This is a genomic window from Rhodococcus daqingensis (genome assembly GCF_042665615.1).
GTDB lineage: Bacteria > Actinomycetota > Actinomycetes > Mycobacteriales > Mycobacteriaceae > Rhodococcus_G > Rhodococcus_G daqingensis.
The window spans coordinates 238,428-263,246 of sequence record NZ_JBHTCS010000002.1 but is presented as its reverse complement, the minus strand read 5'-3'; the positions used below and the strand labels follow the sequence as shown (position 1 = coordinate 263,246).

Below are 24,819 nucleotides of genomic sequence, written 5' to 3'. Positions count from 1 at the left end.
TCGGTGTTCGACAGCCGATATCCACCATTCCATGCCGAATGAAATCACATTACGTATTTCGTTCTCGACCCGGTATCCGCCAAATGATGGACAGCCGTTCAGTTCATATGTGTAACGGATATTCACTGGTAGGCGATGGATCTGGCCCTGCTGTACGCGTTTATGGAATGGCATTTGGACACCTGTTCAAGATCATTTGGACAGATGTCCTGAAAGCCCACAAATCGCGCCCATCGTTGTGATAAACACGTTGAATCGCGAACCGGTTACCGGCTCAGACGCCCGTCTATGCCGGCGAACCAGTGCCGATGTCGCGACCCTCTGACCGAGCACGGATGTACGAAACCGAGCCCACCCGACCGGGCGCACGTAACCAGATCCGATCACCGACTCTCCCTGACCCTCTCCCGACGGGGGTCCGACGAAAGCTGAGCAACTACATGAACAAGCAGACCAAGGGCGCCATCGCCGCCGGTGCGGCCGCACTCCTCCTCGCCGGTGGCGCGGGCACCATGGCCGCGTGGAACTCCTCGCAGACCGTCGGCGGCGGCGCGGTCAACTCCGGTACCCTCTCGCTGACCCAGACGGGCTCCACGGGCTGGACCGAGGGCGACGGCACCGCAATCGCTGACATCGCTCAGTTCAAGGCCGTGCCAGGCGATGTCGTCGTCTACAACGCGAGCTTTACGGTGGGCGCGAAGGGCAAGAACCTGACCGCGACCCTGACGGCCGACCCCGCGACGATCACCGGTGGCGCCGAGCTCCTCGCCGCTCTCGATCAGGAAACCGAAGCGTCCATCGGCAGCACCCCGCTGGCCGGAGGGACCATCACCTCGGCCAACGACGGCAACACCGTCAATGTCAAGGTGAAGTTCACCTTCGACGACACCACCACGGGCACGACCGCGCAGGGGCAGACCGTCAACCTGTCCAACTTCGCCGTCAAGCTGCAGCAGAACTAGGCACGCCCCGCTGATACGGCGCGTTACCGACTCCCGCGGGTGCGCCGGCCCCTCCCGGCCGGCGCATCCGCGGGCTACCACGGCGATTCCGTCACACACCAGATCTTCTCCCGCGCCGCGCGGCGCCCAGTTTTACGAGCAGGAAAGGCACATTGAATGTCTCGTCATGAGGTTTCCGGTTCGCGCTCGGGGTTCGCTGCCCGGGCACGCGAGCTGATGTCGGGCGGTAAGCCGCGGGCGATCGCGTCGCTGGGGATCGTGTTGGGGCTGGGCGCGATCGGCACCCTTGCCGCGTGGAGCGACTCCGCGACCGCCACCTCGGGGGTGTTCTCGACGGGGTCGGTCGACCTGCAGCTCAACGGCAACCAGGGCAATCCGGGTGCGTACGCGTTCGCGAACCTGACCAAGACCGGCATGATGCCGGGTGATTCGGTGGCGGCGACGCTTCCGGTGCAGAACACCGGCACGGTCCCGTTCAAGTACTCGATGGTCGCCAACTCCACCTCGTCGGTGCTCGCGCCGCAGCTGAAGGTGCTCGTCTCCACCGGCACTTCGAACGGCACCGCATGCAGCGGCGGCACGGTGATCGCGAACCACCTCCCCCTCACCTCGGGCGGTGCCGCAAACCTGATCCCGACGGCGCGCACGCTGGCCAACGGTGCCAGCGAGACGCTGTGCTTCCAGGTGACCCTCGACGCGGCCGCACCGGTGTCCGTCCAGAACCAGACGGTCAACACCTCCTTCAACTTCAACGCGACGACGGCCTGAGTGCGCCATGGACATTCACACGAACTCGCCCGCGTCCGGCCGTTCCCGCGGGCGTGAGATCGCCCTCAACGTCGGCGCCGTCGCCGGCCTGATCTGCGTGCTGGTCGCCGCAATGTCGTTCTTCTTCGGCATCAAGCCGCTGCTCTTCCGGTCCGGTTCCATGTCCCCCGACATCCCCACCGGCGCCCTCGCCCTGTCGAAGTCCACCCCGGCCGCGGACCTCGCGGTGGGCGATGTGGTCAGCGTCGTGAACGAGCAGGGCGTCCGGATCACCCACCGCGTCAAGGAGATCGTCTCCTCCGACGGGTCCACGTCGGTGCTCATCCTCAAGGGTGATGCGAACAAGGACGCCGACATCTCGCCGTACACGGTGACGGAGGCGGACCGGGTGTTCTTCAGCGTCCCCGGTCTCGGTTACGCGGTGGCGTGGCTGTCATCGCCCGCGGCGATCTTCCTCGGCGGCGCGCTCGTCGGTGGCGTGATGGTGCTCGCGTTCGGGCCCTCGGCCAAGCGCAAGGACGATGACTCGGACTCCGATGCCGGCAACGGTGGCGGAGGCGAACCCGGGTCGCACGAGGCGATCGAGCAGCCGGCTGCGCACGCGCACAGCGAGTTCGAGGCGCCGACCGAACAGTTCCGCGCGCCGCGCTTCTCGATGCGCCGCCGGATGCCCGCGCGGACGGCGATGGCGGCCGGAGCACTGAGCCTCGTCGCGCTGGTCGGGACGACCGCGGGAACGAGTGCCGCATTCACCGACACCGCCGGCGCGGCGAGCTCGTTCGCCTCGCGGAGCACGCTGGTCCCGGCACCCAAGTACCTCGGCTGCACCACAGCGTCGGGCAACAGCGGCCAGACCCTGAGGTGGGAGCACCTCGGTCCCGGATACACCTACCAGGTGCAGTTGATCAACGCGTACAGCAGTACGGTGGCACCGTCGATCCCGGCGAACAAGGGCGATACCGTCACCCTCAACATCAGCACCTACAACAACATCTACAAGACCGCAACGACTTCGTACGTCGAGGTCCGGACCATCCGCAACGGCGTGACCGGCACGTCGTGGATCGGCGAAAAGATCTACTCAAGCACTATTTGGACCGCCTGGTGCAACGGTGCACACGTGGGCGGCGGCGACCAGACCTCGCTGACCGCCCCGAGCGGCGGTGGCGCCGAGGTCGCGGCGGCTCGGATGGCCGCGCCCGCCCCGTCGACGACGACGGCGCCGACCACGACCACGGCGACCTCCGCCACGGCCACCTCGACGTCCGCGGCCCCGACCACCACCACGAGCACGACCGCACCGAGCGCGAGTGCGACGGCGACCACCACCACAGCGCCGACCACAACCACCACGACGGCGCCGACCACCACCCCGGCCGAGAAGTCGACGACGACAACGGAATCCACGACCACTGCTCCGGCGCCGACCACCACGACCGAGGCGGTCGCCGCGCCTGCCGACGCCCCGTCCGGCGGGCTGACCATGGCGAACGCCTCGGCATCGGGCAAGTACTCGGCCGCGGTGAGCGGCACGTCGGCGACGATCACCGACAAGTCCGGTGCGCAGGTGTTCACCACCTCGGTCGGGACGAAGGCGATCGCGCAGTGGGCTGCCGACTCGGACCAGCTGTGGATCGTCGACGGCACCAAGCTGTCCGTCGTGGACGCGGCCACGGGTTCGCAGAAGGACGTCGACCCGTCGTCCGACACGGTGCCGGCCGAGGTCGCGGCACTGGTCGCAAGGTAAGAGAAGCAGAGCCATGTTGCCGTATTCCTCTGCCCTGCAAGGGGTCCGACGAAAGCTGAGCACGAGATGAACATGAGGACGAAGGGGGCGATCGCGGCGGGGGCGGCGACCGTCCTGCTCGCGGGGGGCGCGGGCAGCATGGCCGCGTTCACCGGCGGCGGCGGGATCGGCGGCGGAGCGGTGGGCTCGGGCGGCCTGGCTCTGACCCAGAGCGGCACGCCCAACTGGAAGGACCAGCACGGCTCGGTCGCGATCACCGACTTCCGCGCGGTGCCCGGCGACACCGTCACCTACACCGGGAGCTTCAAGATCACGGCGAAGGGCACCAACCTGCGGGCGAACCTGTCCGTGGACAATGCCACCATCACCGGGGACCCGGCGCTCAAGGCGGCGATGGCGACCTCGGTCACCGCCACCGTCAACGGGGTCCCGCTGCCGACCGGCGCCGGCGGCGCGGTGGTCACCCCGGCGCAGAACGGGAAGATCGTCGATGTGAAGGTGATATTCACCTTCCAGCCGGCGACCTCGGGCGCCGTTGCCCAGACCGCCCAGATCAATCTGTCCAACTTCAACGTCACTCTGAAGCAGGTGTAGTCGCCATGTCGAACAAGACTCGTTGGGTGGTGCTCGTCGGCGCGGCCGTGGCGGGAGTCGCGTTGCTGTCGGGCCAGCAGACCGGAGCACTGTGGAGCAAGTCCGAGACCCTCGATGCAGGAACGATCCACTCGGGCGTTCTGGATCTCTCGGTGGGCCAGGGGGGCGCCACGGACTACCCTTTCACCGCGTTGGCGGGGGCGAACATGGGCCCGGGCGGGTACGCCCAGGCGCCGGTGCCGATCCACAACTCCGGCGACGTGCTGATGAAGTATCGACTGCAGAACGCGGCGCAGTCCTCGGCCGCCATGCCGATGACGCTCACCGTGTCCGCGGTCGCGTCCGAGGCCGCCTGTCCCGCGCAGGGTGACCCCACCGGCGCCACCGAGCTCTACAACGGCCCGATGATCGGGGCACAGGCACCGGCGGCCCCGCAGTGGCGCTCGGTGGAGCCGGGCGCCGGCGAGGTGCTGTGCATGCGGGCCACCATCGGCGCTGACGCGCCGCACAGCACCAGCACGTCGGTGACGTTCACGTTCGCGGCCGAATCCCGATGAGTCATGCGGTGCAGGGCGTCGATCAGGACACCAGCGTGTGGGGGTGGGTCAAGAGCATCGTCTCCTGGCTGCTGCTGCTCGTGGTCCTGGCGATCCTGGCGTTGACGATCGTCATCCCTCGGCTGACCGGGTCGACGCCCTACACCGTGCTCACCGGCTCGATGCGCCCCACCTACCCGCCGGGCACGCTGATCGTGGTCAAGCCGGAGGACCCGGCGGCGCTCGTCGCGGGCGACGCGATCACCTTCCAGAAGGAGTCCGGGAACCCCGAGGTGGTCACCCACCGCATCATCATGGTGCGGCAGAACTCGCAGGGCGAGACGACCTTCGTCACCCAGGGCGACGCGAACCCATCGCCGGACAATCCCATTGTCCCGGAGCAGGTTCGGGGCAAGGTCTGGTACAGCGTGCCGTACATGGGGTACGTCAACAGCCTGATCACGGGCAAGCAGCGGGCGCTGATGATCACGATCGTGGTCGGCGGCCTCTTTGTCTATGCCGCCTTCATGTTCGTCGGGGCCTTCCGGGAGAGGGGGCGGCCCCGCGACGATGTGCCCGAGGTCGACACAGACAATGCCGATACCGTCGTGCTCCAGGCCGTGGATCCCGGCGCCGCGGTATCGAGGTCCGCCCACCGTCGAACGAACGGCGGTTCACGCTGGTAGTGCCGACTCGCTAGAGGCCGTCGATGGGATCGTCCCGTCGGCGGCCTTCTGCGTTCGGCGGACTTGCGTGGGCGACGCCGACGGAGCCGGGGAGATCGCGCCGCCTTTGGCGAGGACACACAGGCGGTGGCGTACGGGCTCCCACCCTCGCCTTAACCGCCGCACACCCTCTGACAAGAACGCACCCACCTTGTGCCGCCAGAAGGGGTGCGATCTTGTCAACGGGTGTGCGTACCGCGCCAGGCATTGTCGAGACGGCCGGGCGCCCCGGGGTGTCGCACGCACGAAAACGCCCCCCACCGTTGCGGTGAGGGGCGTTTTTCGGTGATGCTCCAGTCGATTACGAGCCGAAGATGCTGCCCAGGTCGCCGAGCGAGCCGGAGGAGGATCCAGCCGAACCCGTGCCGGGCTCGACCGGGGTGGCGGTGACGGTGACCGTGAGGACCTCGGAGGTGGAGGCGATGAAGCCGTCGGCGCCGTTGTAGACGGCGGTGATGCTGTGCGCGCCCGGGGCCGCCAGGATCTGCGTCCGCTTGGCGACACCGTCGGTCAGCGGCACCGCGTTACCGATGTTGACGCCGTTGTCCTTGAACTGGACCGTGCCGGTGGCGCCTGCGGGGGCGACGGTGGCGGTCAGTTCGAACGAGGTGGTGGTGGTGGCGGTCGCGGGGCCGGTCAGGGTGGTGGTGGTGGCGACCGCTTCAGCGTCGAGTTCGAAGTCGAGGGCGAAGTCCGGGCTGACGGACTGGTTCTGCGACTCGTTGCCGGCGTCGGCGGGCATGCCGACCACGAGCATCACCTTCGCGGTCTGGCCGGGACCGACGTGGGTCGCCTTGAGTTCGGTGCCGGGGGTGGCCAGGTTGTTGGTCAGGTCCACGATGTCGCCGGAGGCGTCGTTGATCTCCACCCGCACGTACGCCTGCATGTCCGGGGCGGTCTTGGTCCAGTTGCCCAGGTAGACCTGGAGGGTCCCGCCCTGGCTGGTCGGGTTCTTGGCCCAGAAGGTGGTCGTGAGCTCGCCGCCCGGGATCAGCTCGCCCTGGAAGTCGGGGATCTGGGACATGTCGCCCCAGGTCGAGTTGTCCCCGGAGTACTGGAGGGTGTCGGCGTCGGCATGGGCCGCGGCCGGCGTCATCAGTGCACCGAACGCTGCCAGGAACAGTGCAAGAATCGCGCCGCCGAAGGCAGTGGTCAGCCGCTTGAGGCCGCCTGGTGCGCTGATGGTTGTGGTCATGGCGCGCAGCCTAGTGCCGCGAGTGACCCAAGCGTCCAGATTTGAGCCAAAGAATCTTGTTGGCGGTCCAACTATGGACAAACGAAGGACATGGGTGCGCGTCGCGCCGCCCCGGCGGGTGAAACGCGCGCTCGTGTGCCGAAGTCGCCCGCAAGGGAGTAAGGTGTCGAGGTCCAGTTGAGTCGAGGGAAGAGGAGGTGTGGCTTGCCGTGAAGAGCCAACCTCCGAGTACCTACCGAAGTCGCCGCTAGTCCCGCGGGGCACGCCCCACCGCGCCAGGCGACTTCTCCGATCACACCCGTGCCGCTCCCTTTTCGCGGCGCGCGCCCGTGCATCCGACTCATGCGAAAGCCGCCCCCATGCGTGAAAAGCGATCCTTCCGTCCGCTGTTGCCCAGCCGGTCCGCCAACCCGTCGAGCGATCTGATCGTTCCCGAGCACTCGATGGCCCCACACCCCACGCCGCCCCCCTCGCCGCTCGCGCCGGTGGAGGCGAGCGTGGTCAACAGCGCGGTCTATCGGGACGGCGCCCGGATCGAGACCCCGTCCAGCCTCGCGGAGGCGTTGCGCAGCCTGCCGGATGAATCGTCCATGGCGTGGATCGGGATGTATCGGCCCGACGAGGAGCAGTTGCATGCCGCCGCGAAGCAGTTCGGGCTGCACGAGCTCGCGGTCGAGGACGCCATCGTCGCGCACCAGCGGCCCAAGCTCGAGCGCTACGGGGACACCCTGTTCGTGGTGCTGCGCGCGGCCCGCTACCTGGACGAGACCGAGCGGGTCGACTTCGGCGAGCTGCACGTCTTCTGCGGTCCGACGTTCGTGATCACGGTGCGGCACAGCGAATCGCCGGACCTGTCCGCGGTTCGCAGCCGAATGGAGAACGACCCGGAGCTGCTCAAGCTCGGTCCGGAAGCGGTGCTCTACGCGATCCTCGACGCGGTGGTCGACGGGTACGCCCCGGTCGTCGCCGGGCTGCAGAACGACATCGACGAGATCGAGACCGAGGTCTTCAGCGGCGACCCGAAGGTGTCGCGGCGCATCTACGAACTCTCCCGCGAGGTCATCGAGTTCCAGCGCGCCACGAAGCCCCTGCTGGACATGCTGCGCGGGCTGTCCGCCGGGTTCGAGAAGTACAAGACCGACGAGGAACTGCAGAAGTACCTGCGCGATGTCACCGACCACGCGACCACGGTGGTCGAGCGCGCGGACGGCTTCCGGCAGCTGCTGGGCAACATCCTCACCGTGAACGCGACCCTGGTCTCGCAGACCCAGAACGAGGAGATGTCGGCGCTGACCCAGGCCAGCTACGCGCAGAACGAGGAGATCAAGAAGGTCTCGTCCTGGGCCGCAATCCTGTTCGCCCCCACCCTGATCGGCACCGTCTACGGGATGAACTTCGACACCATGCCGGAACTGCACTGGGTGGGCGGCTATCCGATGGCGCTGATGATGATGGCGCTCACCTGTATCACCCTCTACACCATCTTCAAGCGGAAGGGCTGGCTGTAGGTACCGGCCGGAGCGGGCGCGACCGCCTGCAGTGGCGCTCGCTCTTCTGCGCCGCGAGCGCGGTCGCCCTCGCGATCGCGGTGCTCGTGACCATGCTGCCCTCGATGGTGGAGGTCACGCTCGATCGCTTCCCGGTCTTCGCCCAGGCGACGGCTTTCCGCGTGCACATAGCGGTCCTCGCTCTCGTCGGTACCGCTGTGCTCGCCTGGGCGTGGGACAGGACCGCGGCCGCGGTCCTCGCTGTGCTGGCCCTCGTCTCGCTCGGGGGCGTGCTCCCCCGGTGGATCGGTGCGGAGCCGCCATCCGGCCCGAATACGTTGCGGCTGTTGGTCCTCAACGTCAGCGCCGATTCGGCCGACCTCGACGCGACGGCCGCCGTGATCGAGGAGCACGGGCCCGCGGTCGTGGTGCTCCCCGAGGCGTCCGCGGCCTACGCGCAGTCGCTGATCGGGCGGATCGACGCGGGCTATTCGGCGACCACCGACGTATACCCGCCGAGGTCCGCCGCGGACGGGTCGAGCGTGGCACCCGAGGCGGCGGTCCGCACCCCGGCGGCCACGACCGTGCTCGTTCGTGAGGGCGTGTCCGCGACTGCACAGCCGACCCGCTTGCCGCTGAGCCTGGGGATGGTCGGGGTCACCGTTCGGGTCGGCGGGAGCTCGGTCGACGTGCTCGGCGTGCATCCGAACTCGCCGTCTCCCTTCGCCGAGGCGGCCTGGAACGACGATCTCGACACGCTGCGCGACTCTTGTCGAACGGGAGTCCCGACAGTCATCGCGGGCGACCTGAACACCACCGCGAACCATTCGAGCTTCCGTGCCCTGATCCGAGCCGGCTGCCGGGACTCGGCCGAGGAGGTCGGTGCGGGCGCGGCCACCACGTGGCCCGCGGACCTCCCGCGATTGCTTGGCGTGGGGCTCGACCACGTGCTGACCGCGGGACCTGCGATCGGCGCGACCGCGGTGCGGATCGTCGACGTGCCCGGCGGGCATCACCGAGCCGTCATCGCCGAGCTGGTGGTGCGGTGATCAGGGGGAGCTACAGGTCTTCCGTGCAGACGGCGAACCGGCGCTCGTCGTAGACGTAACCGCTGGGGGTGGAGCACTTCTCGACATCGGTGACGTCGGTGATGATCTCCACCACCCGGACGCCCTCGCGGGCCGGGGTCGCACAGTCGATGTGCGTCGGCTGATCACCCGCCAGTTCCATGCAGCCCCCGACGACCCAGTCGATGTCGAGGCAGAGCGCGCCCTGCTCGTCACCCATCAGGGTCTCGTAGTAGTAGGAGTCGGCGTCACTCACACACTGCGCGTTGGTCGGCGCCTTGCCGATCACCTTGTAGTTCGCCGGGGCGCTGCCGCACGGGGCCTTCACCACGTTCGCGTCGTCGACCGTGCCGGTCAGTTCCACGCACTCGCCGATCTCGACGTCGATCTCGACGGTTCCCCCGGTGTCCGCCCGCGGTTCGTCCGGCAACAGGGTGTCGGCCACGACACCGCCGCCCGCCTCGGGCACCGCTCGGCCGGTGACCTCGCTGCCGCAGGCACCGAGCGAGAGGGCGGCCAGGGTCAGGCCCACGGCGGCGAGTCCGCGCTTGAGGCGGGTGTTTGTCATACGGCAATTAGAGCACCCGACGCCGGTTCGATCATTGGTCGTCCCGTCGTCACGGGAAATCCTTCCGCCGACCCCGAGACGGCCATACGCTGGTCGGGGAGTTCCGTCGCCGACGAGTGAGGAAGACCGATGAGCGATCACGTCTACAGCGTCACCGAGGTCGTGGGTTCTTCGAGCAAGGGGATCGACGACGCCATCGCGCAGGCGGTGGCCCGGGCGAGTACGACCGTCCGCAACCTGGAGTGGTTCGAGGTGGTGGGCACGAGGGGACACATCGTGGACGGCGCCGTCGGACACGTCCAGGTGACCCTCAAGCTCGGGTTCCGGCTCGACGTCGAATGAGCAGGCGCCCGCGCGCCGACCGATGAGTTTCGGCGCCCCGCGGGGTCATAGTTACGGCAGTGCTTACGGCGGTGCCGTGACCATGACGCAGAGGAGGGCCGGCGGTGGCGGGCAGTGTACGGCTGGGGGACCTGAACACCTGGTACGCCGAGCACGGCGAGGGTGAGCCGCTCGTGCTGCTGCACCCGGGCGGTGTGGACGCGCGCGCCTTCGGCCCGAACATCGACGGGCTCGCCCGCCGCTTCCGGCTGTTCACCCCGGAGCGCCGGGGCCACGGTCACACCCCCGACCTGACGGGTCCCATCACCTACGAGCAGATGGCCAGGGACACCATCGCGTTCCTGGAATCGGTGGTGCGCACGCCCGCCCACCTGCTCGGCTGCAGCGACGGCGCGACCGTGGCCCTGCTGGTGGCGCTGCGCCGGCCCGACCTGGTCCGCCGGCTGGTTTTCGTCGCGGGCGTCTATCACCGGGACGGATGGGAGCCCGGGGTGGTGGATCCGGACCGCGATCCGCCGGCCTTCCTCGCGGACATGTACGCCGAGGTGTCGCCGGACGGGGCCGGTCACCACCCGATCGTGGCCCGGAAGCTGGACCGGATGCACGTCGAGGAGCCGACGCTGACAGCGGAGGACCTGCGCGGGGTCACCAGCCGGACGCTGGTGATGCTCGGGGACGACGACGAGGTGACCCTCGAGCACGCGCTCGCGCTGTACCGCGGCCTGCCGGATGCGGAGCTCGCGGTGGTACCGGGCACCTCGCACGGCCTGCTGGTGGAGAAACCCGATCTCTGCAACCGGATCATCCTGGACTTCCTGACCACCGAACCGGTGCCGACCATGGCACCGATCCGTCGGGCGCGCTTCGCATGACCGCACGTCGCGGACGATCGGAGGCGGCCGGGGCGCGTTCTCTCGCCAAGACGGGCTCGGTGCGCAAGTATGGGTGCGTGGATCTGCCGCTGACTCCGCCCCTGCAGCCGATGCTGGCGAAGGCCGCCCCCGCGGTCCCGGCGCAGCCCGACGGCGAGGAGCCGGTGTGGTCGTACGAACCCAAATGGGACGGATTCCGCGCCATCGTCTTTCGCGACGGTGACGATGTCGTGCTCAGCTCGCGCAGCGGAAAGGACCTGGGCCGCTACTTCCCCGAGATGATCGTGGCGGTGCGGGCCGAGCTCCCGGTCCGCTGCGTGCTCGACGGTGAGCTGGTGGTGCCGCGCGAGATCGAGGGCCACACCCGGCTGGACTGGGAGGCACTGTCGGAGCGGATCCACCCGGCCGAGAGCCGGGTGGCCCTGCTGGCCGAGCAGACACCGTCGCAGCTCGTCGGATTCGACATGCTCGCGCTCGGCGACGATGACCTGACCAAGCGGCCGTTCGCCCTGCGTCGGGAGATCCTGCTCGACTACGTCGGCGGCGGGCCGTCCTGCCACGTCACCACCGCCACCACCGACGCCGGACTCGCCCAGGAGTGGTTCCACGCGTTCGAGGGTGCCGGGCTCGACGGCGTCGTCGCGAAGAGGCTTGCCGGGCACTATCTTCCGAACAAGCGCGAGATGATCAAAGTCAAGCATGCGCGGACCGCGGACTGCGTGGTGATCGGGTACCGACCGCACAAGAGTCAGCCCGGCATCGGGTCGATGCTGCTGGGCCTCTACAACGGCGAGGAGCTGCGCATGATCGGCGGGGCATCAGCGTTCACCGCGGCCAAGCGGATCGAGATGCTCGAACTGCTGCAGCCCCACCGAGAGGGTGAGGACGTGGTGTACGACGGGGAGGCCAGCCGGTGGTCGACCGGCAAGGACCGCCAATGGGTGCCGCTGCGACCGGAACTGGTGGTGGAGGTGGCCTACGACCAAATGGAGGGCGACCGGCTGCGGCACGCCGCGCGGTTCCTGCGCTGGCGACCCGACCGTGAGGCGCGCGAGTGCACCTACGAGCAACTGGAGGTCCCGGTGCGATATGACCTGAGCGACGTGCTGGCGGGGGAGAACTGATGGCACTCGATGGAGCGGAGCGACCGACGAAAAGGAGCGCAAAAGCCCCGGCCCTGGAACTCGACGTCGACGGCGTCGCCGTCCGGCTGTCGAGTCCCGACAAGATCTACTTCCCGCAGCTCGGCGCGGAGGGTGGCAGCAAGCGGGACCTGGTGGAGTACTACCGGACCATCGCCCTCTTCGACGGCGGGAACTCCGGGATCATGACGGCCCTGCGGGACCGGCCCACTCACCTGCAGCGCTTTCCGGACGGCATCGAGGGCGAGGAGATCTACCAGAAACGGCTGCCCGCCAAGCGGCCCGAGTATCTCGACACCTGCACGGTCACCAACCCCAACGGCCGCACCGCCGACGCCTTGCGGGTGCGGCACGCCGCCGACATCGTGTGGGCGGCGCAGATGGGCAACGTCACCTTCCATCCGTGGCCGGTGCGGTGCGCCGACCCGGACCGTCCGGACGAGCTGCGCATCGACCTGGATCCGCAGCCGGGCACCGGGTTCGCGGAGGCCAGGGCGGTCGCGGTGGACATCGTCGCGCCGCTGCTCGACGAGCTGGGACTGGTCGGATTCCCGAAGACCTCCGGTGGGCGCGGGATCCACGTCTACGTACGGATCGAGCCGCGCTGGGACTTCATCGACGTGCGCCGCGCGGCCATCGCGGTGGCCAGGGAGATCGAGCGCCGCGATCCGGCCAGGGTGACCACCGCGTGGTGGAAAGAGGAACGCGGGGAACGGATCTTCATCGACTTCAACCAGACGGCCAGGGACAAGACCGTCGCCTCGGCCTACTCGGTTCGCAAGACCCCGCGGGCGACGGTATCGACCCCGGTCACCTGGGCGGAGCTGCCGGACGTCGAGCCGGACGACTTCACCATCGCGACCGTGCCCGACCTCGTGAGCAGGCGCGGCGACCCGGCCGCCCGGATCGACGACATCGCCCACTCGCTCGAGGCGCTGCTGGAGATGGCGGAGCGGGACGCGGCGAACGGGCTGGGCGACATGCCGTATCCGCCGCAGTACCCGAAGATGCCCGGCGAGCCGAAGCGGGTGCAGCCGAGCAAGGACCGCGACCGGAAGTAGCGTCTTCCGCTCGCCACGTGGATCCCCGTCAATCGCCGAGAGACTTCGCGCACGAGGCACTAGGCTCCGAATCAGCTGTCCAGGCACGTACGAGCATCGGAGGACGCGATGACGGAGAACCCCATCGTCGACAGCAACGAGGCAATGCTGCGCATCGGCAAGGACATCTGGTGGCTGCTGCTGATCCGCGGCATCTTCGCCGTCATCTTCGGCATCGTCGCGCTGGTCTGGCCGGGCGTCACCGTGTGGGCGATGGTGATCGTGTTCGGTGTGTACGCGATCGTCGACGGCCTCGTCGACGTGGTCCGGTCGATCCAGGCACGCAAGATCGTCACCGGCTGGGTGTGGTGGCTGATCGGCGGCGTGGTGTCCGTGCTCGCCGGCATCGTGGCGTTCGCATGGCCCGAGATCACCGTGTTGGTGGCCGTGTACGTGATCGGGTTCTGGGCGATCCTGGTCGGCATCCTCGAGATCATGGGCGCGTTCAAGGTGAAATCCGTGGGCGGGCAGTGGGTCTGGCTCCTGATCGCGGGCATCCTTGCGGTGTTGTTCGGCCTGCTGATGGTCATCTTCCCCGTCGAAGGCGTCAGTAGCCTCGTCTGGCTGGTCGGATTCTTCGCCATCGTCTTCGGGATCGTGTTCGTGCTCGGGGCATTCCAGCTCCGTGCGGCTGCCAAGCGCGCGGGAGTGGTCTGAGCGGTATGAACAGTCGAGGCGGTCGTTCGCGCATGGTCGCGGCGGGCGGGAGCGCACCGACCGAGATGCACGTCGACGCGCGGTTCCTGCCCTTGGCCGACCGGTTCTTCGCGTTGTACCGGCAGCCGCACAACGGGGGCGGCGCCCTGACCGCCTACGTGAACGGCGAGCTGGTGCTCGACATCTGGGCCGGATGGGCGGACCGCGACCGTCGCTGGCGGCGGGACACCGTCGCGCTGTCCTTCTCCACGGGCAAGGGCGTGGCCAGCACCGTGCTGCACCGGCTGGCCGATCGCGGGCTCGTCGACTACGACGAGCCCGTGGCCACCTACTGGCCGGAGTTCGCGTCCGCGGGCAAGGAGCGGATCACGATCCGCGACGTACTCACCCATCGGGCGGGCCTGCACCGGGTTCGGGGGCTGGTCCCGGGCAAGGCCGGGCTCCTCGACTACGACCGGGTGGTCGCCGCGCTCGCGGCGGCGCGGCCGGACCCCCGCCGGCTCAGCGGTCCCGGCTATCACGCGGTCACGTTCGGGTGGATCGTCGCGGAGACCGTGGCGCGGGCGACCGGGCGCAGCTTCACCGACGTGGTGCGCACCGAGATCGCGCAGCCGCTCGGTGTCGAGGAGTTCTGGTACCGGGTGCCGCCCGAGCAGCGGCACCGGATCGCCAGACTGTTCCCACATCTGAGCCCCGGTGCGGTCTCCTGGGGCGTGGCCTCCTCGGTGATGTCGCGGCTGCGCCCGTTCAATGGCCTGGCGGAGGCGGGCATGCCGGAGGGCTTCGACGAACTGGTCCGCGACCCGATCGTGCACGATGCGGTGATGCCCGGCTGGAACGGTGTGTTCACCTCGCGGGCGCTCGCGAAGATGTACGCGGCGATCGCGAACGACGGCGTCATCGACGGCAGGCGGTTCCTCTCGACGGACACCGTCGAGCAGATGGGCGAGGTGCAGACCTACGGGCGGGACTACGTGCTGGGGGCGAGGGTGAACTGGCGGCTCGGCTATCACCCGGTGTTCGTCGCGAACCGGTCCCAGCCGAGGACCGCGTTCGGGCACTACGGCGTCGGCGGGTCGGGGGCGTACGCGGACCCCGAGACCGGCCTCGCGCTCGGCTTCGTCACCAATCGGATGGGCAATGCGGTCACCGCGCTCGGCGACCTGCGGCTGGCTCGGCTCGGTGCGGTGGCGCAGAAGATCGTGCGCGGTCGCTAGTGCGCCGCCGGGCCGCTGGGCCCGGTGAACCGGCCGGTGAGAGCCGGATCACCCACCGGGTTCGGCACGCCCGCGACCTGGGCCGGAGCCGAACGACCTGGCCGTCTGGGCGGAGTGGCTCCTGGCCAACGACGAACCTGTTGTGTCTACTGGAATCGGCGAAGCCCGTGGATGCGGGCTTCACCGATTTCTTCTGCAGTCGGATGATGGGACTTGAATGCGCAAGATCGAGACCGGGACCACCAGTCGTCGGCGCTGGACGAGTCGGGTCGCGACGACCCTGATCGGTGTCGCCGCCGTGGGCGCGACCCTGGTCGTTCCCGCGCAGGCCGTGCCGCTGTTCCCCGGTGGCCCCGACGTCGTGCTGCCGACCCTCCCCGGCCAGCAGGCGCCCTCAGCGCCCCTGGTGCCGCTGCCCCCGGCCGAGCCGCAGGTCGGGCCCGCCAACTTCTCGGCGCCCAGCCTGAACCCGTCCGAGGGCGAGGTGGTCGGTGTCGCCCAGCCGATCATCATCCGGTTCGACGAGAGCATCGAGGACCGGGCCGTCGCCGAGCGGGCCATCAAGATCACCACCACCCCGAAGGTCGACGGCGCCTTCTACTGGATCAACAACAGCCAGGTGCGGTGGCGGCCGACCGAGTTCTGGCCGTCGGGTGCCGAGGTCGTCGTCGAGGCGGGCGGAGCGCGCTCCGCGTTCAGGATCGGCGACGCGCTGGTCGCCACCGCCGACGACAACACCAAGACGATCACGATCACCCGCAACGGTGAGGTGGTCAAGACGATGCCGACCTCGATGGGCAAGACCGGCCACGAGACGCCGAACGGGACCTACATCGTCGGCGAGCAGCTCCGCGACATGTACATGGATTCGTCCACCTACGGAGTCCCGATCGACGCGCCGGAGGGCTACCGCACGTACGTCGAGTACGCGACCCGCATCTCCAACAGCGGCATCTTCGTGCACGCCGCGCCGTGGTCGGTGAACCAGCAGGGCTACTCCAACGTCAGTCACGGCTGCCTGAACGTGAGCACCGAGGACGGCAAGTGGTTCTTCGAGAACGCGAAGAAGGGCGACCCGGTGATCGTGACGAACACCAGCGGCGGAACGCTCAACGGCTCCGACGGACTCGGTGACTGGAACCGGTAACCGGCTCCTCATCGCACGAGATGCGCGCACGATCACCCGGTGATCGTGCGCGCTTTCGTTCAGGTGACGGCGTTGCGCGTCAGTGGTCGGGGTTGGTGATGCGGGCGACGGTCGTGTCGATCGCCTCGATCGCCTCGGTGCGCGAGTAGCCCTCGTTGTTGAAGCCCTCCCATCCCGTGAGCAGGCACCACCAGAGCATTCGGCGGATCCACCGGACCTTGAGCGTCGAGGTGAACGTGCCGTCGGACTGGCCGCGCTCGATCACCGCGAGCAGTGGGGCGTCGATCGCGCCGAGGCCCTCCCAGAACGCCGCGTTCGAGAGCGCCTGCGGGTCACCGAACATGAGCGAGAGCAGCGGGCCGAGGTCGAAGCACTCGTGGCTCATCCGGCGCAGTGCGGCGGCGGCATCGCCCTCGGTGGGGCGTGCCCGTCGGAGGGCGGCACCGAGCTTGTCGAGGGCGTCCTCGCCGAGCGCCTGGATCAGGTCGACGCGCTCGGGGTAGTAGCGGTGCAGGGTGCTGCGGCCGACCTCGGCCTCGGCGGCGATCTCGCTGAGGGAGGCACCTGCGTTCTTGCCGAGCACGTCGACGGCCGCGTCGAGGATGGCGCGGCGGGTGCGCGCCTTGGTGCCCGATTCGGGGACGGTCTCGGTGGACATGCGCCTACGGTAGCAGTCAATCGTTTCGAAATAGAACATTCATTGACAAAAATGGGACGTCGATGTTCCACTGGTGGACATGAGTGATTCCCCGGCGTCCGTGAGCTGGCCGAACGTGCGGCTGTTGTGGTCCTTCATCCGGCCGCACCGGAAGGTGCTCAGCCTGGGCTTGTTCCTCGGGCTCATAGTCACGGCCGCGGGTCTGGCCACGCCGATGGTCATCAAGTACATCCTGGACACGCTCAGCGACGGCGATTCGATGCTCGTGCCCGTCGTCGTCCTGGTCGGCGTGCTCGTGGTCACCGGTGTCGTCGGATACATCCAGTGGATCCTGCTCGGATCGCTCGCCGCCCGGGTTGTCTACGACGCCCGGGAATCCATGGTGCGCAGGTATTTCCGGTCCACGGTCGGCAGCCTGACGGCGCGGCCGTCGGGTGAACTGGTCACCCGGGTCACCTCCGACACCGTCCTGCTCCGGGAGGCGACGTCGTCCAGCCTGGTCGAGCTGTCCAACGGCATCATCAGCGTGGTCGGCACCCTCGTCCTGATGGCGACGCTCGACCTGGTCCTGTTCGGCGCCACCGTCGCGGCCCTGCTGGTTGTCGGTGGCCTGACCCTGGTTCTCATGCCGCAGGTCGCGAAGTCGCAGAAGCGGGCCCAGGAATCGGTCGGACGGCTCGGCGGTGTGCTCGAGGGGGCGCTGCGGGCGATCCGGACGGTGAAGTCCAGCCGCGCCGAGGCGCGCGAGGCCGAGCGGATCATCATCGATGCGAAGGACTCGCAGCTGCACACCGTCCGTGCGGTTCGGATCACCGCCCTGGTCTGGATCATCGCCGGCGGCGGATTGCAGCTCGCGATCGTCGGGATCCTCGCCTTCGGCGGATACCGGGTGAGCACGGGCGCGCTGGCGGTCTCCGGTCTGGTCGCGTTCCTGCTGTACGCCTTCATGCTCACCGCACCGGTCACCTCGATGGCGCAGAACGTCGCACTGGTGCAGTCCGGGATCGCGGCGGCGGGCCGCATCCGCGAGGTGCAGGACATGGAGGTCGAGGAGCGCGAGTCCGTCGAGGTGCGGCCGCTGCGGCCGGCCCCGGATGTGCCGGTGCTCGAGCTCCGCGACGTCGTCGCCCGGTACGCCCCGGGCACCGAGCCCTCCGTGCGCGGCGTCAGCGCCCAGATCCCGGCGCGGGGACACACCGCGATCGTCGGACCGTCCGGCGCGGGCAAGACCACACTGTTCTCGTTGTTGCTCCGGTTCCTGCACCCCGAGTCCGGTGAGATCCTGCTCGACGGCGTCCCCTATTCGGAGCTGCCGTTCGACCAGGTGCGCTCGCGCCTGGCGTATGTCGAGCAGGAGACGCCCATCGTGCCGGGCACCGTGCGCTCGAACCTGATGTTCACCCACCCGGAGGCCACCGAGGACGAGGTGTGGGACGCGTTGCGCGCGGTTCACCTCGACCAGACGGTGCTCGCGCTCGAGGACGGGCTCGACAGCGAGCTGTCCGGAACCAGTGTCTCCGGCGGACAGCGGCAGCGAATCGCCCTGGCGCGGGCCATCGTTCAGCGTCCGGACGTGTTGCTGCTCGACGAGGCCACCGCCCAGTTGGACGGACGGACCGAGGCCGCCATCCATGAGGTGATCCGGGAACTGTCGCAGACCGGCGCGGTGGTGACCATCGCGCACCGCCTGTCGACCGTCATCGACGCCGACACCATCCTGGTGATGGACGGCGGGCGGGTCCGGGCGCGCGGCACGCACCTCGAGCTGTTGAAGTCGGACGAGCTGTACCGGGAACTGGTGTCGGCGCTGAGGATCGGGGTCGACCTCCAGGTCGCCGTCTAGGGCGGCGGTAGGCTCGAACGATGGCCGTCGCAGCCTTCGATCCGCCCGAGCCCGCAGCCGAACGCCGGCGACGAGGCAAGCATCTGCGTGCCCGGATCCCGCGCCGGTCGCTCGGTTCGTGGGCGCCCTCCGCGCACCGGCCCGATCCGGTGTCGATCCTCGACCGGCAGAACGCGACACGGGTACCCGAACTGGTTCCGCTGAGATTCGAGCGAATGCTGGTCTCGCCGTTCGCCTTCCTGCGTGGCTCGGCCGCCATCATGGCGTGGGATCTCGCGCACTGCGCGCGAACCGACCTGACCGTGATGGCGAGCGGAGATGCCCACCTCGCGAACTTCGGTCTGTTCGCGAGTCCGGACCGTCGGCTCGTCTTCGACCTCAACGACTTCGACGAGGTACACCGCGGTCCCTTCGAATGGGACGTCAAGCGGCTCGCGACCTCGGTGCTGGTGGCCGCGACCGTGAACGGTCACGGTGCGGCGGACGCACGTGCCGCGGCCCGGATCGTGGGCGCCGCATACCGGGAGAGGATCCAGCGCGCGGCGCAGATGCCGGCGTTGGACGTCTGGCACGCCCGGATCGAGGCGGACACGGTCCTGGCGGGGCTGCGCGATCAGTTCTCCACCCGAAAGCTAGGGGTCGTCGCGCGGACTATGGCCAAGGCGGAGAAGCGAACCCAGCTCGGGTCGCTCGACCGGTTCGCCCGGTACGAGAACGGCAGGTTTCTGATCAAGGACGAGCCGCCCCTGATCACCCGGCTCCCGCACGACCGGCAGGAGGAGGTGACGGACCTGATCGGGCGTTCCTTCGAGCGCTATCTCGGCACCCTGGCGTCGGACCGGCGCGAACTGGTGGCCCGGTACCGATTCCAGGACATCGCCGGCAAGGTCGTCGGGGTCGGGTCGGTCGGCATGCTCGGTTTCATGGCGCTGTTCGTGGGGGCGAGTGCGCAGGACCCGCTGTTCCTGCAGATCAAGGAGGCGCAGCCGTCGGTGCTCGCCCCGTATGTCGCGGGCGCGACCTATCGCGACCAGGGCAGGCGGGTGGTCGAGGGTCAGCGGTTGATCCAGAGCGCGAGCGATCCGTTCCTCGGATGGTTTCCCGGGTCAGGCACATACGGTCGCGACTTCTACGTCAGGCAGCTCCGGGACATGAAGGGTTCCTTCAGCATCGCCACGATGAAGCCGCCCGGTTTGCAGGCCTATGCGCGGTTGTGCGCGATCGCGCTGGCCAGGGCCCACGCCCGCACCGGTGACCCGGCCGCGATCGCCGGATATCTCGGCAGCGGAACAGTTTTCGACGAGGCCATCGCCGAGTTCGCGGTGGCTTACGGCGAACAGAACCGCCTGGACTACGAACGGGTGCGGCGGTGCCGCAGTGGTGCGGTCACGGAGTCCTGAGGCTCCGTAGCCGCACCACTGCGCCGCAGGCGCGTCACCAGATGCGGACCCGGCGTTCCGGCTCGAGGTAGAGCGCGTCGCCGGGGGTGACCTCGAACGCGTCGTGGAAGCTGTCCAGGTTGCGCACCACGCCGTTGCAGCGGAACTCCGGCGGCGAGTGCGGATCGACGGCGAGGCGGCGGATGGCCTCCTCGTTGCGGGCCTTGGTCCGCCACACCTGTGCCCAGCCGAAGAAGACGCGCTGAAGGCCGGTCAGGCCGTCGATCGTCGGGGAGTCCTTGCCGTCCAGCGCGATCCGATACGCCTCGACCGCGATGGACAGGCCGCCGAGGTCGCCGATGTTCTCACCGATGGTGAACTCACCGTTGACCTTGTGGCCCGGCAGTGCCTTCGGCTCGAACTCGTTGTACTGCTCGATCAACGCCTTGGTGCGCTTGCCGAACTCGGTGCGGTCGCTGTCCGTCCACCAGTCGACCATGTTCCCGTCGCCGTCGTACTTGGCGCCCTGATCGTCGAATCCGTGTCCGATCTCGTGCCCGATGACCGCGCCGATTCCGCCGTAGTTGGCGGCGTCGTCCGCGCCGGCGTCGAAGAACGGCGGCTGCAGAATCGCTGCGGGGAAGACGATCTCGTTCATCCCCGGGTTGTAGTAGGCATTGACGGTCTGCGGGGTCATGAACCACTCGTCACGGTCGACCGGCCCGCCGAGCTTGGCCAGGTCGCGGTCGTGGTCGGCGGCGTATCCACGGCGGTAGTTGCCGACCAGGTCGTCCGCCGAGATCGACAGCCCAGAATAGTCCCGCCACTTGTCCGGATAGCCGATCTTCGGGGTGAACTTCTCCAGCTTGGCCAGCGCGGCCTGTCGGGTCTCCGGGCCCATCCATTCGAGCTCGGAGATGTTGCGGCGGTAGGCCTCCTGCAGGTTCGCCACGAGCTCCTGCATGCGCGCCTTGGCGTGCGCCGGGAAGTGGCGTTCCACGTACAGCTTGCCGACGGACTCACCGAGCAGGTCCTGCACCAGGCTGACCCCGCGCTTCCAACGCTCCCGGTTCTCCTCGGCGCCGGTGAGGGTGCGTCCATAGAACGCGAAGTTCTCGGCGACCACGGCCTCGTTGAGATACGGCGCGCGCGAATGGATCACCTGCCAGGCCGCCCACGCCTTCCACTCGTCGAGAGGGCGCTCGGTCCACAGCGCGGTGAGCGAGGTGAGGAAGCTGGGCTGACGGACCACCAACTCCGCAAATGACTCCTGGGTGCCGCCGAGTCCGGACACCCAAGCGGTCCAGTCGAACCCGGTGTTCTCGGTGGACAGATCGGCCAGCGTGACCAGGTTGTAGCTCAGCTCGGCGTCGCGCCTGCGCACCACATCCCAATGGCCTGCGGCGATCTGGGTCTCCAGGTCGAGGATCGTCCGCGCGTCGGCCGCCGGATCCGGGCGGCCGGCCAGGGCGAGCATCTTCTGCACGTGCTCGAGGTAGGCCGCGCGGGTCTCCGCGTAGGAGTCCTCGCGGTAGTAGGACTCGTCGGGCAGCCCGATCCCGGACTGGGTCAGGTGGACGAGGTAGCGGGAGGAATCCTTGGCGTCGGTGTCGACGTAGTTGCCGATCGCCCCGGAGACGCCGGTGCGCTGCATCTCGCCCAGCAGGCCCGCGAGCGCCGAGAGATCGCTCACCGCGTCGATCGCGGCGAGCTCGCCCGCGATCGGCTCGAGCCTCGCCCGCTCGGCGGTGTCGGCGTCCATGAACGAGCTGTACAGGTCGCCGATGCGCTGCAAGTCGGTGCCCTCCGCGCCGCGGGCCTCCGCGGCCTCGGTGATGATCGCCCGCACGTCGATCTCGGCCTGGTCGTAGAGAGTACGGAAGGCGCCGTCCACGGCCCGGTCGGCGGGGATGACGTAGTCGTTGAGCCACTTGCCGTTGACGTGGACGAACAGGTCGTCCTGGGCGCGGGTGGCCTCGTCGAGGTGGGTGTGGTCGATGCCGGAATGCGTCATGCAGTCCTTTCTACCGCAGCTGTGTCACACGCCGATGTTGATGGCGCCGAGGTAGCCGTCGGCGGTCTTGGCGGTCGTCACCATGCCCGACGCGTCGAAGATGCCGTCGGCGGCGTTGTCGACGTTGTTCTCGCGCCCGGTGTGCTCGGTGTACGGGGCCGACGCGTACACCTCGTCGATGAGCGCCTCCTCGAAGTAGAGCTGTGAGGTGAGCACGGTGGCCCTGTTCACGTGCACCTTGAGGTGGATGTGCGTGGTGCGGCCCTGATACCAGCCCGGGAAGATGGTGGTGAACGTCGCGATCCCGTTTGCGTCGGTGGTCTGCGCACCGCGCAGGTAGGTGCCGTCGTCGGTGGTGGCCGACTCGGCGTCGCCACTGCTGTACGAGCCGTCGGAGTACTCCGCCGCGCCACCACCGGGCCCGCCGGGAGCACCGCCGCCGGGGCCGCCCGGACCACCCGGCGGGGGGCCACCGTTCGCGGCCTGCGAACCGGACTCGAAGCCGGAGTACACCCCGCCCGCGTCGCAGTGCCAGATCTCCACGACGGCGTTCGCAACCCCGCCGACCGAGCCGTCGGGGGTGCACTGCTGCAGATCCTGAACCCGGATCGCCAGCTCGAGGGTGGCGCCGGGCCGGTCCTCACGCAGGTCGTTGCGGATCGAGTCGACGTCGAACCAATACGGGCCCTGAGTCTCCTCGGCGGTCATGACGCATTGCGGGGCCCGGGCGAGCAGGGCGGTCACGTCGCCGCTCGCGGCGGCCGCCGCACCGGTGGCGGGCGTGGACACACTCGTCGCGGTCCCGCCGGGGCCGTCGCCCGCGCAGGCCGCGATCAGGCCGCTCAACCCGACGGTCCCGCCCAGGGCCAGCGCTCGCCGCCGGCTGACGCGGGCGCGGCTGCGCTCGATGTCCTCGTTCACGTTGATCTCCGCTCGCTGTCGATGGTGCGCACCATCGTCGACCGGGCGGCTGGGAGAACCCTGGCAGCGGGCTGCGAGGTGCCTGGGCGTCCGGCGCGATCAGCGTGGCGGGACCACGTTCGGGGCCTCGAATGTCACCGAGAACTTGTCCTCGATGTTGCTCTGGAACTCATCCTCACACCGCTGCTGGGCGGCCCGGTTGTTGCCCGCGTCCCGGAGGCAGTCGACGAAGTCTCGGCCGCCGACCTTGTTGAACAGGCCGACCCCGACCACGATCAGCACGATCGAGATGATCAGCCCGGCGAGCCCGAGCAGGATGCCCGCCAGCGACATCCCACCGTTGGTGGCCTGCTGCTTCTTGTAGAGCGACCGACCGACGATGCCGAGGATGATCGCGACGGCGCCCAGGAGGATGCCGCCGACGATGGTCCAGACGGAGAGCACCGCGAGGATGCCGAGGACGAGTGCGGCGATGCCCGCTCCGTTGCGGGGCTGCGCGGGCGACTGTCCCGGATAGGGCTGCGCGGCATACGGCTGTCCCGGATACGGCTGCCCCGGGTACGGCTGGCCGGGCTGGGGCTGGCCCGGGTACGGCTGGCCGGGGTACGGCTGGCCGGGGTACGGCTGGCCGGGGTACGGCTGGCCGGGGTACGGCTGGCCGGGGTACGGCTGGCCCGGATATGGCTGGCCCGGATACTGGGGCCCGGTGCCATGCTCGGGGACGGGGTACGGCGGTTGCTGGCCTTCCGGCGGCGGGGTTCCCTCCGGCGGATTCGGCGGCTGGTTCGTCATCGTCTCTCCTCGGATTCACCCGTGGGCGCCGGAAAAGTCAAGGCACCCGCAGAGTAGTCCGGTCGTCGGGCCGAGAGACGGTATTGCCGCGACCGGGTTCAGAGCAGTTGCACGCTGGCGGCCGCCCGCGCGAGCAGTCGCCCGGTCGAGTCGACGAGCCGGGACTCGATCAGGGCCACCCGCCGTCCGGCCCGTAGTACCTCGGCCTCGGCGCGGATCGGCAGGCCGTCGACCTCGGGGGAGCGAACGAAGTCGATCCTCAGGTCCAGCGACTCGTATCCCTGGCCGGCGGCGGTGAGGGTCTGAGCGGCCAGACCGGTGATCAGGTCCGCCGCGGAGATGAGCACCCCACCCTGGATGGACCCGAGCGGGTTGCTCATCCACTCCCGCGGCGCGAACTCGCCGATGACCCTGCCCCTGCCGACCTCGGTCAGGCCCATGCCCAGCAGCCCGGCGAGCGGGCCGCGCGCCAGTGCGCCCCGCGCGATGTCCTCCACGATCTCCAGCCCGGCGCGGTCGGCGAGCTCGGCGGCGTCCGCGACCGGTTCGGCGGGCTCGACGGGCAGGGCGTCGCCCCGGAGCACCGCCTCGGCGTTGGCGGCCTCCCGGGTGACCACCATCCCGCGGGACTGCAGCGCCACCAGCACCTCGCCGTCCGGGCCGCGCATGTCGCCGGTGGCCAGGCCGGTGCCCGTCGCGCGATCGAGGCGGACCGAGCTGCCCCGTGCCTCGATCGCGCCCGTCGTGGGCAGCGGCCCCGCCATCGCGGCCGTGACCTGCGACAGCACCACCTGGGTTCCCTCGGGCACCGATATGCCGATCGCCCGGCCGGGCACGTTGTCGGCTAGCACCCCGATCGACCCGAGGACCGTCCGGCCGCGGTGGTCGTGGAACCTCGGCCCGACCTCCTGGCGGAACCGGACCAGGCCGGGTGCAAGCTCGAGGGCCTGCACGCCCATCAGCTCGTTGAGCCGGTCGATTCGCTGGTTCTCAGTGGTGGTCATGCATCTTCTCTACACCGGGGCCGTGCGGGCTCGCCGATGCGGTCCCGATCCGCGGCCGCCCCGCCCGGCGCCGGCCAGGGGG

At 69.1% G+C, this 24,819-nt stretch carries 24 protein-coding genes; 17 read left to right on the top strand and 7 right to left on the bottom strand.

The annotated features are described in order from the left end of the window. Positions 1–440: 440 nt before the first annotated feature. From ACFQS9_RS02515 to ACFQS9_RS02490, 6 genes are all read left to right on the top strand, one after another. Entirely contained in the window at positions 441–962 is a 522-nt protein-coding gene (locus ACFQS9_RS02515) for an alternate-type signal peptide domain-containing protein (protein ID WP_378401221.1), read from the top strand. Positions 963–1,118: 156 nt separating this feature from the next. After that, entirely contained in the window at positions 1,119–1,730 is a 612-nt protein-coding gene (locus tag ACFQS9_RS02510) for a SipW-dependent-type signal peptide-containing protein (RefSeq protein ID WP_378401219.1), read from the top strand. 7 nt (positions 1,731–1,737) lie between these two features. Beyond that, positions 1,738–3,477 carry a signal peptidase I gene (locus tag ACFQS9_RS02505; RefSeq protein WP_378401217.1) on the top strand — a complete coding sequence of 580 codons (1,740 nt, stop codon included), beginning with the start codon at positions 1,738–1,740 and terminating at the stop codon, positions 3,475–3,477. Positions 3,478–3,549: 72 nt separating this feature from the next. Next, a complete protein-coding gene (locus tag ACFQS9_RS02500; protein ID WP_378401215.1) occupies positions 3,550–4,071 on the top strand; it encodes an alternate-type signal peptide domain-containing protein in 522 nt (173 codons plus the stop codon). Positions 4,072–4,076: 5 nt separating this feature from the next. Further along, positions 4,077–4,628: a hypothetical protein gene (locus ACFQS9_RS02495; RefSeq protein WP_378401213.1), complete on the top strand. Its 552-nt coding sequence runs from the start codon at positions 4,077–4,079 to the stop codon at positions 4,626–4,628. Further along, positions 4,625–5,293 carry a signal peptidase I gene (locus ACFQS9_RS02490; RefSeq protein WP_378401211.1) on the top strand — a complete coding sequence of 223 codons (669 nt, stop codon included), beginning with the start codon at positions 4,625–4,627 and terminating at the stop codon, positions 5,291–5,293. The genes ACFQS9_RS02495 and ACFQS9_RS02490 overlap by 4 nt, the downstream gene beginning before the upstream one ends. A 340-nt stretch (positions 5,294–5,633) precedes the next feature. Here the strand turns inward: ACFQS9_RS02490 and ACFQS9_RS02485 are convergent, their stop codons facing one another. After that, positions 5,634–6,527: an Ig-like domain-containing protein gene (locus tag ACFQS9_RS02485; RefSeq protein WP_378401210.1), complete on the bottom strand. Its 894-nt coding sequence runs from the start codon at positions 6,525–6,527 to the stop codon at positions 5,634–5,636. A 443-nt stretch (positions 6,528–6,970) separates the two neighbouring features. Here ACFQS9_RS02485 and corA point away from each other — a divergent pair, with 443 nt between their 5' ends. Further along, positions 6,971–8,035: a magnesium/cobalt transporter CorA gene (corA, locus tag ACFQS9_RS02480; protein WP_378401602.1), complete on the top strand. Its 1,065-nt coding sequence runs from the start codon at positions 6,971–6,973 to the stop codon at positions 8,033–8,035. 92 nt (positions 8,036–8,127) lie between these two features. After that, a complete protein-coding gene (locus tag ACFQS9_RS02475) occupies positions 8,128–9,063 on the top strand; it encodes an endonuclease/exonuclease/phosphatase family protein (RefSeq protein ID WP_378401600.1) in 936 nt (311 codons plus the stop codon). A gap of 10 nt (positions 9,064–9,073) precedes the next feature. On the opposite strand, the gene lppU is transcribed toward ACFQS9_RS02475, so the two are convergent. Beyond that, on the bottom strand, positions 9,074–9,649 hold the full coding sequence (lppU, locus tag ACFQS9_RS02470; RefSeq protein WP_378401208.1) for an LppU family putative lipoprotein: 576 nt from the start codon (positions 9,647–9,649) through the stop codon (positions 9,074–9,076). A 129-nt stretch (positions 9,650–9,778) separates the two neighbouring features. Between lppU and ACFQS9_RS02465 the strand changes: the two genes are divergently transcribed. The 7 genes from ACFQS9_RS02465 (at position 9,779) to ACFQS9_RS02435 (ending at position 16,126) form a co-directional block, all read left to right on the top strand. Further along, positions 9,779–9,991: a dodecin gene (locus ACFQS9_RS02465; RefSeq protein WP_378401206.1), complete on the top strand. Its 213-nt coding sequence runs from the start codon at positions 9,779–9,781 to the stop codon at positions 9,989–9,991. A 104-nt stretch (positions 9,992–10,095) separates the two neighbouring features. Continuing rightward, the gene (locus ACFQS9_RS02460) at positions 10,096–10,863 is read left to right on the top strand and encodes an alpha/beta fold hydrolase (RefSeq protein WP_378401204.1); all 768 of its coding nucleotides are present in this window, start codon (positions 10,096–10,098) and stop codon (positions 10,861–10,863) included. A 77-nt stretch (positions 10,864–10,940) separates the two neighbouring features. After that, positions 10,941–11,987: an ATP-dependent DNA ligase gene (locus tag ACFQS9_RS02455; protein WP_378401202.1), complete on the top strand. Its 1,047-nt coding sequence runs from the start codon at positions 10,941–10,943 to the stop codon at positions 11,985–11,987. Beyond that, positions 11,987–13,066: a non-homologous end-joining DNA ligase gene (gene ligD / locus ACFQS9_RS02450; protein ID WP_378401200.1), complete on the top strand. Its 1,080-nt coding sequence runs from the start codon at positions 11,987–11,989 to the stop codon at positions 13,064–13,066. Before ACFQS9_RS02455 ends, ligD begins: the two co-directional genes overlap by 1 nt. 108 nt (positions 13,067–13,174) lie before the next feature. Next, positions 13,175–13,762, top strand: a complete 588-nt coding sequence (locus ACFQS9_RS02445; RefSeq protein ID WP_378401198.1) for an HdeD family acid-resistance protein — start codon at positions 13,175–13,177, stop codon at positions 13,760–13,762. A gap of 5 nt (positions 13,763–13,767) precedes the next feature. Next, a complete protein-coding gene (locus ACFQS9_RS02440) occupies positions 13,768–14,979 on the top strand; it encodes a serine hydrolase domain-containing protein (protein ID WP_378401196.1) in 1,212 nt (403 codons plus the stop codon). 217 nt (positions 14,980–15,196) lie between these two features. Then, complete coding sequence (locus ACFQS9_RS02435; RefSeq protein WP_378401194.1) at positions 15,197–16,126, top strand: L,D-transpeptidase; 930 nt, start codon at positions 15,197–15,199, stop codon at positions 16,124–16,126. Positions 16,127–16,205: 79 nt separating this feature from the next. Here the strand turns inward: ACFQS9_RS02435 and ACFQS9_RS02430 are convergent, their stop codons facing one another. Then, positions 16,206–16,784, bottom strand: coding sequence for a TetR/AcrR family transcriptional regulator (locus tag ACFQS9_RS02430; RefSeq protein WP_378401192.1), 579 nt, complete (start codon positions 16,782–16,784; stop codon positions 16,206–16,208). A gap of 79 nt (positions 16,785–16,863) precedes the next feature. Between ACFQS9_RS02430 and ACFQS9_RS02425 the strand changes: the two genes are divergently transcribed. Next, positions 16,864–18,627, top strand: coding sequence for an ABC transporter ATP-binding protein (locus tag ACFQS9_RS02425; RefSeq protein ID WP_378401190.1), 1,764 nt, complete (start codon positions 16,864–16,866; stop codon positions 18,625–18,627). Positions 18,628–18,647: 20 nt separating this feature from the next. Further along, positions 18,648–20,027: a DUF2252 domain-containing protein gene (locus tag ACFQS9_RS02420; RefSeq protein ID WP_378401188.1), complete on the top strand. Its 1,380-nt coding sequence runs from the start codon at positions 18,648–18,650 to the stop codon at positions 20,025–20,027. 34 nt (positions 20,028–20,061) lie between these two features. Here ACFQS9_RS02420 and ACFQS9_RS02415 read toward each other — a convergent pair whose 3' ends face one another. The 4 genes from ACFQS9_RS02415 to ACFQS9_RS02400 all read right to left on the bottom strand — a co-directional run bounded on the left by ACFQS9_RS02415 (position 20,062) and on the right by ACFQS9_RS02400 (position 24,737). Further along, positions 20,062–22,020 carry a M13 family metallopeptidase gene (locus ACFQS9_RS02415; protein WP_378401186.1) on the bottom strand — a complete coding sequence of 653 codons (1,959 nt, stop codon included), beginning with the start codon at positions 22,018–22,020 and terminating at the stop codon, positions 20,062–20,064. A gap of 24 nt (positions 22,021–22,044) precedes the next feature. Continuing rightward, the gene (locus tag ACFQS9_RS02410; RefSeq protein ID WP_378401184.1) at positions 22,045–22,941 is read right to left on the bottom strand and encodes an intradiol ring-cleavage dioxygenase; all 897 of its coding nucleotides are present in this window, start codon (positions 22,939–22,941) and stop codon (positions 22,045–22,047) included. A 99-nt stretch (positions 22,942–23,040) separates the two neighbouring features. Then, positions 23,041–23,733 (bottom strand): DUF4190 domain-containing protein, encoded by a 693-nt coding sequence (locus tag ACFQS9_RS02405; RefSeq protein WP_378401182.1) that lies wholly within the window; start codon positions 23,731–23,733, stop codon positions 23,041–23,043. A 98-nt stretch (positions 23,734–23,831) separates the two neighbouring features. Then, complete coding sequence (locus tag ACFQS9_RS02400; protein ID WP_378401180.1) at positions 23,832–24,737, bottom strand: PaaI family thioesterase; 906 nt, start codon at positions 24,735–24,737, stop codon at positions 23,832–23,834. Positions 24,738–24,819: the final 82 nt, after the last annotated feature.

Bases quoted from the DNA above. Each gene is read 5' to 3' on its own strand.
- ACFQS9_RS02515 (WP_378401221.1), top strand. From the start codon at position 441: ATGAACAAGCAGACCAAGGGCGCCATCGCCGCCGGTGCGGCCGCACTC.
- ACFQS9_RS02510 (WP_378401219.1), top strand. From the start codon at position 1,119: ATGTCTCGTCATGAGGTTTCCGGTTCGCGCTCGGGGTTCGCTGCCCGG.
- ACFQS9_RS02505 (WP_378401217.1), top strand. From the start codon at position 1,738: ATGGACATTCACACGAACTCGCCCGCGTCCGGCCGTTCCCGCGGGCGT.
- ACFQS9_RS02500 (WP_378401215.1), top strand. From the start codon at position 3,550: ATGAGGACGAAGGGGGCGATCGCGGCGGGGGCGGCGACCGTCCTGCTC.
- ACFQS9_RS02495 (WP_378401213.1), top strand. From the start codon at position 4,077: ATGTCGAACAAGACTCGTTGGGTGGTGCTCGTCGGCGCGGCCGTGGCG.
- ACFQS9_RS02490 (WP_378401211.1), top strand. From the start codon at position 4,625: ATGAGTCATGCGGTGCAGGGCGTCGATCAGGACACCAGCGTGTGGGGG.
- ACFQS9_RS02485 (WP_378401210.1), bottom strand. From the start codon at position 6,527: ATGACCACAACCATCAGCGCACCAGGCGGCCTCAAGCGGCTGACCACT.
- corA (WP_378401602.1), top strand. From the start codon at position 6,971: ATGGCCCCACACCCCACGCCGCCCCCCTCGCCGCTCGCGCCGGTGGAG.
- ACFQS9_RS02475 (WP_378401600.1), top strand. From the start codon at position 8,128: ATGCTGCCCTCGATGGTGGAGGTCACGCTCGATCGCTTCCCGGTCTTC.
- lppU (WP_378401208.1), bottom strand. From the start codon at position 9,649: ATGACAAACACCCGCCTCAAGCGCGGACTCGCCGCCGTGGGCCTGACC.
- ACFQS9_RS02465 (WP_378401206.1), top strand. From the start codon at position 9,779: ATGAGCGATCACGTCTACAGCGTCACCGAGGTCGTGGGTTCTTCGAGC.
- ligD (WP_378401200.1), top strand. From the start codon at position 11,987: ATGGCACTCGATGGAGCGGAGCGACCGACGAAAAGGAGCGCAAAAGCC.
- ACFQS9_RS02445 (WP_378401198.1), top strand. From the start codon at position 13,175: ATGACGGAGAACCCCATCGTCGACAGCAACGAGGCAATGCTGCGCATC.
- ACFQS9_RS02440 (WP_378401196.1), top strand. From the start codon at position 13,768: ATGAACAGTCGAGGCGGTCGTTCGCGCATGGTCGCGGCGGGCGGGAGC.
- ACFQS9_RS02435 (WP_378401194.1), top strand. From the start codon at position 15,197: ATGCGCAAGATCGAGACCGGGACCACCAGTCGTCGGCGCTGGACGAGT.
- ACFQS9_RS02430 (WP_378401192.1), bottom strand. From the start codon at position 16,784: ATGTCCACCGAGACCGTCCCCGAATCGGGCACCAAGGCGCGCACCCGC.
- ACFQS9_RS02425 (WP_378401190.1), top strand. From the start codon at position 16,864: ATGAGTGATTCCCCGGCGTCCGTGAGCTGGCCGAACGTGCGGCTGTTG.
- ACFQS9_RS02420 (WP_378401188.1), top strand. From the start codon at position 18,648: ATGGCCGTCGCAGCCTTCGATCCGCCCGAGCCCGCAGCCGAACGCCGG.
- ACFQS9_RS02415 (WP_378401186.1), bottom strand. From the start codon at position 22,020: ATGACGCATTCCGGCATCGACCACACCCACCTCGACGAGGCCACCCGC.
- ACFQS9_RS02405 (WP_378401182.1), bottom strand. From the start codon at position 23,733: ATGACGAACCAGCCGCCGAATCCGCCGGAGGGAACCCCGCCGCCGGAA.
- ACFQS9_RS02400 (WP_378401180.1), bottom strand. From the start codon at position 24,737: ATGACCACCACTGAGAACCAGCGAATCGACCGGCTCAACGAGCTGATG.